This is a genomic window from Parabacteroides sp. merdae-related_45_40 (assembly GCF_001915675.1).
Genome location: NZ_MNQY01000048.1, coordinates 116169 through 128417, shown reverse-complemented (window position 1 = coordinate 128417; position 12249 = coordinate 116169). Strand labels below are relative to the sequence as shown.

The following is a 12249-nucleotide window of genomic DNA, read 5'->3' as shown; positions in this document are numbered from 1 at the left end:
ATGGTTCCTTGATTATCCAGTGTTCCGTTTACGGTGAGCGAGCAGCCTGTCGGGATGAAAAGCGTCTGTCCGTTCTTGATGGTGCAGTCTCCTGACAGTGTCACGTCTCCGTATACTTCACCATAATATCCTAATGTCCCGGTGTTACGGTAGTTGTAGAACAGAACGGAATTTTCCACCTTTATGTTGTGGTTGTAGAGAGGTAAACCGGAAGGATTGGTCGTTTTTTCCCAAGTGATATCCAACCATGCATTGTTCCTGAGGATTGTTTCACCCGTTTTTCCCCACTCTCCGTTTTCGTCTTTGGCATTGCCTCCTACCGACAGGCCGTTTGTGATGACGGTCGAGCTTTCTATCACAAGTATGGCTTTGTTCTTGATCGTGCTCGTACCTGCGTTAAAAATGGCGCTGGGGGTGTTCGTGCTGTTCAGGGTTAAGGTCCCGTCTCCCTTTATAGTCAGGGTTCCGCCTGGGTCTTGCTCTGTGGAACCGATATTGAAGAGGATGGCCCTGCTTGCTCCTTCGATGTAATTGTCTCCTTGTAGCGTGATTGTTGAATTGGGAGGAAGCTCTATGCCCATCATCTGACTTGTCCTTAGGTCTATTCCGTCAAGAGCCAGTATCTTGTTGCTGAGGTCCCAACGATATCCGTTGCCGTTTATGTCTGTTGTAGCGTTTGCGCAGTCGATGGTGGTTGTGACGGTTTGAGAGGATACCGTAAATGGCATTAGTATCATGATACTAATCAATACGCCAAGAATCTGGCGTATTGTACTTTTAATATTTAAATCTCTATTCATGTGTATGTAGTTATTTAGGTGTTATGAAAAAAGCATCCAATTTGATGAATGCCTCCTTTGGATGCAAGGGAGAGATTCACTTGGAGGTAGTGGAGATGTTTCCTTCGAGGCGAGGGAGCCTCTCCCTTGGCTCGAAGGAAACGTCTCCATTGTTGTCAGAGTTCGCCGGGGCGTTCCTCGTCATTGCTTTTCCCGTCGCTCAAGAGGATGGGGAAGCGGTAGGTGCGCGGGTTTTTCAGCATCTTGTTGCTGCTGCTGTATTGTGTTGTCACGCTCAGCGTGTACAGAACCTTTGTTTCGATGGCGGGGAGCATGACGGTGAGTTCGGATGGGGCGTTGCGGATGATGACCGGGCATTTCATCGGAGCTGCACCCTCTTCGTCTTTGGTCAGGAAGACGCCGACAGACGGGTCGTCGCCTATCACTTTGGCATTGCTGCAACTGATCACGGCGGGGCCTGCCGAGGTGATGATCTCGTTGACGCTGCCGGTCGTGCTGTCGGTAATGGAATTGATGACCGGACCTGTTTTGGCTGTGCCATTGCAGACGACTTTGGTTTTTTTCAGCTGGCTGCGCAGAAGCTGACCGGGCGTGTAGGAAACGCCTAAGGAATGTTTGACAGGATCGAACTGCGCGTTTTCACCGATAAACGAGCCGCGTGCGGTGACGAGGTATTGCCCGACGCCGTCTATTACGCTCTTACCTTCGGCGATGGCTTCTACTTTCGCTTTGTCGGCACGATCGAGGATATACTCGATGCTTTCCTGTTTGTACTCCGTACCTGCTTTCACGATACGGGCGGCTATCTGTTTGTTGTACAGAGTGCCGGTGATACGAGGGCGGCCGGTGTAGTCGCCTTCCTTCTCCGTCATGATGTTGTCGTAGAGATCGATGTTGAGAGTGATCTGTTCTTCTTCGTTGGTCATGATTCCAATGTTTAAGTGCCCGGTGGTTGGCCGGGCGTTAACCGTTTGGAGGCAAAGATGGGGAGAGAAGGACAGAAAGGATGCCCAAAATCCGTAAAGTTGTGCCCGAAATCAGCAATGATGAGTATGATGTAGTTTTGTCCGTCGGGCGGACAGGGGTGTTCCTCTCGGGAGGGCGGGGGTATTCCTGTCATGTGCGGCTCCGGAACCGGGAAGGGGTTGTTTTCATCAGTTTCAGGAAATTCCGGTTGTAGGTGCTTGTAGACTGGAAACCGGACGAGAAAGCGATGTCCTCGATCGTGCGCTCGGCGTTTTCGGGCAGTAGCAGCAGGTCTGCGGAGTGGCCGATGCGGAGGCGGAGTACGTAGTCTTGGACCGTCAGCCCGGTGGCACGGCCGACAGCGGTCGAGAGCTTGTGTGGGTTTGCACCGATGGTCCTGGGCAGGTCGGATATCCTGAAGTCAGGGTCCAGATAGGGCTGCTCTTTCTGAAAATAGGCTTCTATGTCCTTGAAGAGACGGTTGTTGTCGTCATCCGGTTGGAGGTAGCAGATCAATTCTTCCATGTCCGCTCCGGCGGGAGGAGAAAAGGCTGAGTTCTGTTCACGGATGCGGGTTCGGACATCCCGATAGGTGGAACTGAAGTTTGCGTAGAAGATTCCGAAGGCGAAATAGAAAACGGTGAATAGGAAGGTCACGGTGATTTCGTGAGGCAGGTAAGGATTCAAGGCGAGGCTCAGCGTACAAAGGCCGATGCCTGACGCAAGGAAGAACGCGCTTGTCACCTGTCCGAGTTTGAGCCACCTGTCTTCTGTCTTCACTCCTCCCAAGAGGGAGAGGTAAGTATGTCGTTCGTGCAGGAATAGTTTTGCATAGATGCCTGACTGGATGATGTAGGCAAGCAGATAGAGCGTGCGGATCAGGGAAGGCGGATTCGTGACCAGTGACTTCCATTCCGAGTAAGCATAGACGGGGTGGTCTTTCCAGATCAGGCATGCTCCGGCGTAGGCCAGGGTGAAGAGGAGGGAAGGAGTTGCGTGCAGCAGGATCCGCTGCCGGGTGGCATACTGTTCGTTGAACAGCAGGATCAGTGAGAATGTGAACAGCAGGGTTTGCGAGGAGGCGATCAGGGTGACGGGAAACGAGGCGATATCCCATCCGACGGGTTGCCATTTTCTGGTGGTAAGCGAGATGAGGAGACCGATGGCCACGAGGAAGGTCGCAAATGCGAGGATCCGCCGTGCCTTCAGGTAAACAGGGTTTGTCTCGATATTGCCGTAGTTCAAGAACAGCAGGATGGCGCAACTGCCCAGGCAGGAAGTGGTGCTGGTGGCATAAGCGATGATGTATAAAGTGTGTATGTCCATTCTGCGGTCGTTGTGATAGTTTTGTTATTCACATAGCCATCTTGTGATATTCTGTTCTTCGGCAAATTCCATGCAGACTTTGACGATGTCACGTCTGTCACTTTGGTAGGGGATGAGGCTTCTTTTGCCGAACCTGTGGAGGCTGGTTTGTATTCCGATTGGGAGTTTGCGCATGACCTAGTTCATCGTATATTGTTTATTTAATTGTTTCCAAAGATACTATAAATAGTTTCTTAGCAGCCTTTTTTCTCGTAAAATCTGCTATGGGTGGTCGCTTTGTCAAATGGTTGCTTTCTTTTTGTTGTCAACGGATTGTAATAATCGTTTTTACAATGTAATTCTGTTTACATCTTCTTGCAATACGTCTCTTCTACTTTTGCCGGCAAATAAATGTAACAAGTAATAAGGAATGGGAAACAAGTGTGAAACAGGCAATGTGAAGAGGTTCTTTCTTTTGTTGTTGGGGAGTTTTCTTTCGTTGTCTGCCTGGGCGCAGACAGGCGTTATTTGCGGAACGGTGTCGGATGCCAAATTCAAAGATGCGTTGATCGGTGCTTCGGTCGTGATCGAAGGGACTACGGTGGGGGCCATTGCCGACGTGGAGGGAAACTTCCGTATAGAGAATGTCAAACCGGGAAAATATACGATTGTCGCTTCTTATGTCTCTTATAAATCGGAAACCGTTCGTGATGTCGTGGTGAAAGCCCATCAGGAGTCGGTGCTGAGAATCGAACTATCCGATGCCGACCTGCAACTTCAGAATGTGGTGGTCGTGGCACAACGAAAGTTGGGAACGGAAACCGCCATTATCAATACGGTACGGAAAAGCCTACCGGTCGTAAGCGGTATTTCAGCCCAACAGATCGGCAAGACACAGGACAGTGATGCCGCCGAGGTGTTGCGCCGTATTCCGGGGCTTACGATCGTGGATGACCGTTTTGTGGTGGTCCGGGGGCTGGCGCAACGATATAATAATGTATGGCTGAACGAGGCGACCACTCCTTCGAGCGAGACGGACAGCCGGGCATTCTCGTTCGATGTGCTTCCTTCTTCGCTGATCGACAATATGATGGTCTATAAGAGTCCGTCTGCCGAGCTGCCGGCCGATTTCTCCGGTGGTTTCGTGCAAGTGATGACCAAGAATATACCGGACGGGAATACCTTCAACGTATCTTACCAGATGGGATTTAATACGAATGCTACTTTCCGGAGTTTCCAGCTGACGGACGGGAGTTGGAAGGACTATCTCGGATTTGGGGCCGGGGTGCGGAGTTTGCCCTCTTCTTTCCCTTCTCATTTAGGGGATTATTCGACAGAGGAAGCCGCTGCCTTTACACGGCGGATCAACCAGAGGTGGGGAATCAACAGGTTCACGGCTATTCCGGACCAAAAGATTTCGCTCACTTCACACCGCTCCTTCGATGCAGGTGACTGGAAGATCGGGAATATTGCGAATGTGAACTGGAGTACCGGTTACGATTATTCGGAGACGGTGAATAATAACTATATCGCCTATGATGTGGCGAACGATCTCTCACGTCCGCGCTTTGAGTACAACGATGTCCGCTATAAGAATACCTCCAAGTTAGGAGCCTTATTCAACTGGTCGTTTATGAAAGGCGATCATAAATACGAGTTTCGTAACTTTTTTAGCCAGCGTGGTGTTTCCGCCTTGACACAGAGGGAAGGGATGAACTATTATTCTGACAAGGCGATCCGCAAGTGGGAATCCCTTTATACCGGACGTACGACCTATTCAGGGCAACTTGGCGGCACGCATACGTTACAGGAGGATATCAACAAAGTGGACTGGACTGCCGGCTATGCTTTTGCTGCCTATCGGGAACCGGACCGCAAGATCGTCAATTCCATCCTCGACGAGACGAAGACGGACTTACCGAATTATTACGTCTCCGATCCGATGCGCTATTACCAGGACTTGAAGGATCACGGTGTTTCGCTCGCTGCCAATTATGAACATAAGTTCACTGTCTCCGACAAGTTCGCCCCTGTTCTTGACGGTGGTGTCTATGGAGAATATAAGAGTCGTACGTTCGATGCTCGCCGATTCGGTTACAATCTGTTAGGTAAAGGGTATGACCGGTATGCCGATTGGGATTATACGGGGCTGTTCTGTGATGAGAACATTTCGGCAGACCGGATATGGATGCGTGAGACGACGACGAACAGTGACTCCTATACTTCCGAAAATATCTTGGGAGCCGCTTATGTCTCTGCCAAGTTGAACTACGGGGAGGCGCTGAATGCCAATATCGGTGTCCGTATGGAATATTATAACCTTAAAATGGATGGTTACAGTTCAGACGGTACGACTCCTGTTCACTTGGATAACCGGACGAGCGATTTTTTCCCTTCCGTCAATATCTCTTACAACCTGTCTGCGAAACACCTTGTGCGTGCTGCTTACGGCCGTTCGGTCAACCGGCCGGAGTTCCGTGAGGTAGTACCATATGTGTATTTTAATTTCGAGCGGGATGCGAATATAGTCGGTAATACCGAATTGAAGAATGCTTATGCGGACAATCTGGAGGTGCGTTATGAATTCTATCCGGCATCCGGCGAGATGATAACAGTCGGTGCATTCTACAAACGGTTCAAGGATCCGATCGAGGAAACCTATAACGAGGCGGGTTCCGGTTTACAATATACCTATCACAATGCGAAGAATGCCGAGACGTTCGGCATTGAGTTGGATATGAAGAAAAGCCTTGACTTTATCGGATTAAGAGGGTTGAGCTTGGTCTGTAATGCCGCCTATATCCATAGCCGTGTCCGCTTTGAGGAAGGAGCGCCTGAGCGTGACCGGCCATTGGCGGGGCAATCTCCTTATCTGGTGAATGCCGGTCTGTTTTATCAGCACGATGACAAGGGAATCTCCGCTTCGCTACTTTACAACCGTATCGGGAAGCGCATCGAGTCGGTCGGTGTCCCGATGCAGGACCAGAATGAAGATATTCCCGACATATATGAGATGCCTCGTAATTCCCTGGATTTGACTTTTTCGAAGAAGATCGGCAAAGCTGTCGAGATCAAAGCTGGGATTCAGGATATGCTGAACTCTAAAATCGAATACAAACAGTTCGTGAAGTTGACGGACCAGAACGGCGGCAAGCGTGAACGTGAACAGTTGGTACGCAGCTACCGTCCGGGAGTGGATATTAATGTCGGTGTTTCCCTCAAGTTTTAAAGTGAATTAGAATATATCTCTATTACAAACAAAATGTTTTTATTATGAACAGATTTCTATTGAAAGGTTTGGCCTCTGTATGTGCGTTGGCCGTTATGTTTGGAACTGTATCTTGTAGTGATGATGACAAGCCTGATGGCTCTATAGCTGTATCGGCTGTTGCCGTAAGTCCTACGACTGCAACTGTCAAGGTTGGCGAGTCCGTGACATTGTCTGCCACCATTACTCCGGACGATGCAACGGATAAAACGATAACATGGAGTTCCTCCGATGAAAAGGTGGCAACAGTAGATGCCGGTAAGGTGACAGGGGTTACCGAGGGTACTGCTACGATCACCGCTACGACAAAAGATGGCAATAAGACGGCAACTTGTGCTGTGACTGTTTCTAATGATGCTCCGTCTTCCAAAGAAGTGATCTTGGAGGGAGAGATAACATCCGATCTTACGCTGAATGCTGCTGATAAGAACTATATGAAAGGCTTTGTCTATGTAAAACCGGGTGCTACGTTGACAATCGAAGCAGGAACGGTCATCAAGGGTATATCTGTTTCTTCCGGTGAAAAGGCTGCCTCTTTGATTATCGAACCGGGTGCGAAGATCATGGCTGAAGGTACGGTTGACAAACCGATCGTCTTTACTTCCGATAAAGAACCGGGCAAGCGTGCGACGGGAGACTGGGGAGGTTTGATTATCTGCGGTAATGCTCGTGTAAACCAGACAAAAAGACCGGTTATCGAGGGTGGACCCGGAACGGAATATGGTAACACGACCTCCGATGAATTTAATGGTGAAAGCTCTGGTAAGTTGAAATATGTCCGTATTGAATTTGCTGGCTATCCTTTGGAACCCGACAAGGAGATCAACGGTCTGACATTCGGTGGTGTCGGTAGTGGTACGGAAGTGGAGTTCGTACAGGTGTCTTATTCTAATGACGATTCGTATGAATGGTTCGGTGGAACGGTCAATGCTAAGCATTTGGTTGCTTACAAAGGTTGGGACGATGATTTCGATACCGATTACGGCTATACGGGTAACTTGCAGTTTCTGTTGAGTGTGCGTGACAAGGACATCGCTGATACTTCCGACTCTAACGGCTTCGAATCCGATAATGATGCAAGTGGTTCTTCCAATACCCCGCTTACGAAGCCTGTCTTCTCCAACGTGACTTTGATCGGTCCGTTCTATGGAAAGGTTTCTGATATGACACAAGCCGAGGTTGAAGCAAAGACAGCCGATGCCGCTAATGGAGCCAAAGGAGGTAAATTCCAGGCTGCCATGCACCTGCGCCGTAATTCGAGTTTGAATGTCTACAACTCCGTATTCACGGGATGGCCTTACGGACTTCGTGCAACGGATAAGAAAGGTACGGCAAATGATGGTATCGCCGTTAAGAATGTAATCTTTGCCGGTATGTGGAAGAACTTCTACGATGACGAAAAGGTAAGCGAGAACTTCTTCAACCGCGCTGGTAACAATACTACTTTGGCAACCACCAACGAAATTATTTCAAAAGACGGTGACTATTCTTCTGTCGTTGCTTCTGCCGTACAAGGAGCCGAATTTGTTGATGAAGTCTTGAATAACAGCTTCTTTGAAAAAGTAACTTACAAAGGAGCTTTTGATGGAACAAACGATTGGACAGCCGGTTGGACGAACTGGGATCCTCAGAACACTGAATATTAAAAAGATGATAAAGAGATTATTATTGACATCAACATTATTGGCAAGTTCTGCCCTGGCAATCCAGGCGCAGGACTTGTTCCTTAGTGAAGGCCAGTATTATACGGACGAGTCTCAAACAACTCCTTACACTGGCCGCTATACCGAGTTTTACGATGATGGTATGTTGAAGATGGAGCTTTTCCTCAAAGACGGCCGTCCCGAAGGAACTTATGTGATTTACTATCCTGATGGAAAGATTGCGGAAGTCCGTTCTTACTATCACGGCATTTTTCATGGAGAATGGCGTACTTATAACGAAGCCGGGCAACTGACCGGTATTGCTTCCTATAAAGATGGGCAAAAAGACGGACCTTGGCGGGTGTGGAACGATAAAGGCATTCTTCGTTTCGAAATGTTTTATGCTAAAGGAAGGAAAAGCGGCATTTGGCGTACTTGGGATGATGATGGCAAGCTGTTGACGGAAGAGAAGCAAGAGGAGTAAGCGTGGGGATCACCATTGCATTCTGCGTAGGCATTGCAGTATTCCTGCAAAACTTATGCAGAATGCAATAAAAAGGCTATCGGTTCCCTAAATCGTCATACAAGGTTTGCAAGAGTGCCTTTCCTTTGCGGAGTCGCAAGTCACTGCCTTTTCGGGGGGCTTCGATCAGAGGTTTGTTCCCTTCGTTGTCATAGACGGATATACCGGTGCTGTCGATAAACCCGAATCCGTTAGAATAAGTATAGAATGCATATTCCGGATAATCGGGACTTAGGATGTTCCGGCTGAAAGTGAAAGTGTCGTGATCGATCCCTAACTGGTTCAATAGGGTGGCGGCAAGATCCGTCTGATTGGCTAATTTGTCAATCACGACAGGTTCTTTCACCGCACCGCCGACCCAAAGCATCGGAATATGGTAGCGGCGAGGTTCATAGTTGACCACATCTTTCGGATAAGGATATCCGTGGTCGGAAACGAAAATAACCAGCGTGTTTTTCCATACAGGCAATTCTTTCAATTTGTCTATGAAGTTGCCGATACAACTGTCCGTGAAAGCAACCGAGTTCGGATACAGCCCCATTTCGTCCAACCGGTGGTAGGGAACTTCAAACGGCTCATGGCTGCTTAACGTCAGGAAAGTGCTGAGCCAGGGAGCTTGGTTGTCCCGGTTTTTGATGTCTTCGTACAGGTGGCGGAACGTAATATCGTCGTTCGCTCCCCATTTACTCAAGCGGCTGGTGAGCGGAAAGTCACGGTCTGCCGTGATCCGGCTGTAACCGGAACTGAAGAAATAACTCTGCATATTGGTAAAGTTGATATCGCCTCCGTACAGCATGTCGGCAACATATCCTTCGTTTGTCAGAGTTTTGGCGATAGAGGGGAGTGTTTGGCTTTTTGCCGGATACTTCATGATGGAAGTGGTCGGCTGTGCCAAATATCCGTTCAACACCGAAACGATTCCTCTGTCTGTCCGGAACGAATTGGCATACATGTTTGTGAAAAGTACTCCTTCCCGACTCAATCGGTTCAGGTTAGGCGTGATGATGGAATCTCCGCCGACCGCTCCGATCGCGTTTGCCGAGAAACTTTCCATCAGGATAATCAATATATTCGGTCGTGAGGTATTGAGAAGGGATTGCAGAGGCTTTTGCTGTAAATCTGCATCTGCGGGATTCGTCCCTTTGCGTCCCCGCATCGAGTGCGGAGACAAAGTATCCATTACCTCCTTCCTTTCCTCTTCCGGGAAAAAATTGAACTGTGCCGCAAAATCCTGTTGCTTGCTAAGTGAAGCGATCAGGCTGAAACAAGGATTGATTGCCGAATGGTTGAGGAATTGGTTTTGGCTGAAATATACCATCCCCACGTTCGCCGTCGAAGTCGTTACGCCTCCTCGTATCGGAATGAAGAGTATCCCTCCTGACAGGATAATGATAAGGCTTCCGCCCAACCGTTTCCGCACCAGTGTTTTAGGGAAGAGCGGAACGATAAACCTTTTCAACGTCCAATATATCCCGAAAGCATATACGGCAAACATCAGTAACTGGGCGAAGAACTGTCCCAGCGGTACGCTTGCCATCGCATCACCGGGTGATTGAAGATAGAAGAAAAGAGTCGCATCCAGCCTGAATCCCCAGTAGCCGTATAAAGCCACATCCACGGAAAAGATCGCTGCGATCAATACCGCCATGATTCCGAAATATCCTTTCAGCAGTTTCCTGTAAAAAGACCCCGGCAACCATACCGAAACTAACGTCATCAGCAAAGGTAACGCCGTCAGATAGCCGGCTATCGTACAGTCCAACAGTAACCCGTGTGTAATTACCTTAAGGTAATCGATTAGCGAACATCCGCTCGCTAAGGCATGGTGGTACAGCATAAACACAGGCTTCTGGATTGCCAATAATGGTAACCACATGAAATATAGGGTAAGGAGGAAGAGGATTCTTTTTTTCATATACAGGGAAGGTATCAGAGAAAGAACCAGATATATGTCATCCACATATCTGGTTTTTCTTCTGGAAAGTTATCGATGCTTGTTTATTTATAAAGCTTTTCTCTCAGCTCGGCAACCATCGGATCGGTAATATAATCGTCGTATTCCATTATACGGTCGATGATGCCGTTCGGAGTCAGCTCGATGATGCGATTGGCAACCGTCTGGATGAACTCGTGGTCATGGCTGGAGAACAGGATGTTTCCTTTGAATGACTGCAATGTGTTGTTGAATGCTTGGATGGATTCCAAATCCAGATGGTTGGTCGGCGTGTCGAGGATGATACAGTTGGCATCCGTCAACATCATGCGGGAGATCATACAACGCATCTTTTCACCTCCGGAAAGTACACTCACTTTCTTCAACAGCTCTTCGCCGGAAAACAGCATACGTCCGAGGAAGCCTTTCAGGAAGACCTCGTTCGTGTCGGGCGAGAACTGGCTCAGCCAGTCGATCAGGTTATAATCCGAGTTGAAATACTTGGAGTTGTCGAGCGGCAGATAGGTCGTCGTGATGGTTTGTCCCCATTGGAACGTTCCGGCATCGGCCTTTTCTTCTCCGTTGATGATTTGGAAAAGGGCGGTCATCGCACGCGGGTCGTGACTGATGAATACGATCTTGTCGTCTTTCTCCACGTTGAAGTTGAGGTCCTGGAAAAGGACTTTCCCGTCGATGGACTTTGTCAGCCCCTTTACTTCCAATATCTGGTTGCCCGGTTCGCGGTTGGGCGTGAACAGGATACCCGGATAGCGTCGTGAAGAAGGCTTGATCTCTTCGATGTTCAGTTTCTCCAACATCTTCTTGCGGCTGGTCGTCTGTTTAGACTTCGCTACGTTGGCACTGAAACGGCGGATGAACTCTTCCAATTCTTTCTTCTTTTCTTCCGCTTTCTTATTCTGGTTCTGCTGCTGGCGGAGTGCTAACTGGCTGGATTCGTACCAGAAGCTATAGTTTCCGGCGAACATCTGCAGTTTACCGAAGTCGATATCTACCGTATGCGTACAGACAGAGTCGAGGAAGTGACGGTCGTGGCTGACAACCAACACGGTGTGTTCGAAGTTCGCCAGATAGTTTTCAAGCCACATGACGGTTTCAAGGTCGAGGTCGTTGGTCGGCTCGTCCAGCAACAGGTTATCAGGCTGTCCGAAGAGGGCGCGTGCCAGCAGGACACGTACTTTCTGCTTACCGCTCATGTCTTTCATCAGCGTGTAGTGGAATTCTTCCGCGATACCCAAGCCGCTCAACAGGGCGGCGGCATCACTTTCGGCATTCCAGCCTTCCATCTCGGCGAACTTCTCTTCCAGTTCCGATACGCGGATACCGTCGGCATCGCTGAAATCAGGTTTTGCATACAGGGCGTTTTTCTCGCTCATCACCTCCCAAAGGGTGGTGTGTCCCATCAACACTGTGTCCATTACGGTGTATTCATCAAATGCGAAGTGGTCCTGACTCAATACGGAAAGGCGTTCACCCGGTCCTAAAGACACTGTTCCGCGTGTAGGATCCAGCTGTTTGCTGATAACACGGAGGAATGTTGATTTACCGGCGCCGTTAGCCCCGATGATACCGTAGCAGTTGCCCGGCGTGAACTTCATATTGACATCCTGAAACAGGATACGTTTTCCGAACTGTACGTCCAGATTGTTAACCGTTATCATATCTTATATACCTATTAATTTGCTTTTGAATGGGCAAAGGTACGAAAAATATCGCAAACCCATAGCTTTATGGATACTAACGCATAGGGTTAGCTTCTGTAAAGCTATGGGTTTGTTATTCCTTTCTGAAGT

Annotated in this window: 7 protein-coding genes and 1 pseudogene; 3 read left to right on the top strand and 5 right to left on the bottom strand. The window is 48.8% G+C overall.

Going from position 1 to position 12249, the window contains the following annotated elements:
- The 3 genes and pseudogenes from BHV83_RS07930 to BHV83_RS07920 all read right to left on the bottom strand — a co-directional run.
- Positions 1-800, bottom strand: a pseudogene (locus BHV83_RS07930) (InlB B-repeat-containing protein); the annotation flags it as partial.
- Positions 801-955: 155 nt separating this feature from the next.
- Positions 956-1726 carry a DNA-binding domain-containing protein gene (locus BHV83_RS07925; RefSeq protein WP_022322062.1) on the bottom strand — a complete coding sequence of 257 codons (771 nt, stop codon included), beginning with the start codon at positions 1724-1726 and terminating at the stop codon, positions 956-958.
- Positions 1727-1916: 190 nt separating this feature from the next.
- Positions 1917-3092 (bottom strand): AraC family transcriptional regulator, encoded by a 1176-nt coding sequence (locus BHV83_RS07920; protein ID WP_122205758.1) that lies wholly within the window; start codon positions 3090-3092, stop codon positions 1917-1919.
- 409 nt (positions 3093-3501) lie between these two features.
- On the opposite strand from BHV83_RS07920, the gene BHV83_RS07915 reads away from it, so the two are divergent.
- From BHV83_RS07915 to BHV83_RS07905, 3 genes are read left to right on the top strand one after another with little or no spacing between them, the layout of a single operon-like run.
- Positions 3502-6300 (top strand): TonB-dependent receptor, encoded by a 2799-nt coding sequence (locus BHV83_RS07915; protein ID WP_286757270.1) that lies wholly within the window; start codon positions 3502-3504, stop codon positions 6298-6300.
- Between the two features lie 44 nt (positions 6301-6344).
- Positions 6345-7985: a beta-helix domain-containing protein gene (locus BHV83_RS07910; protein WP_122122742.1), complete on the top strand. Its 1641-nt coding sequence runs from the start codon at positions 6345-6347 to the stop codon at positions 7983-7985.
- A gap of 4 nt (positions 7986-7989) precedes the next feature.
- The gene (locus BHV83_RS07905) at positions 7990-8466 is read left to right on the top strand and encodes a toxin-antitoxin system YwqK family antitoxin (RefSeq protein WP_005641198.1); all 477 of its coding nucleotides are present in this window, start codon (positions 7990-7992) and stop codon (positions 8464-8466) included.
- A gap of 76 nt (positions 8467-8542) precedes the next feature.
- Here BHV83_RS07905 and BHV83_RS07900 read toward each other — a convergent pair whose 3' ends face one another.
- Entirely contained in the window at positions 8543-10420 is a 1878-nt protein-coding gene (locus BHV83_RS07900; RefSeq protein WP_122204383.1) for an LTA synthase family protein, read from the bottom strand.
- Positions 10421-10503: 83 nt separating this feature from the next.
- The gene (locus tag BHV83_RS07895; RefSeq protein ID WP_122205757.1) at positions 10504-12117 is read right to left on the bottom strand and encodes an ABC-F family ATP-binding cassette domain-containing protein; all 1614 of its coding nucleotides are present in this window, start codon (positions 12115-12117) and stop codon (positions 10504-10506) included.
- Positions 12118-12249 lie beyond the last annotated feature (132 nt).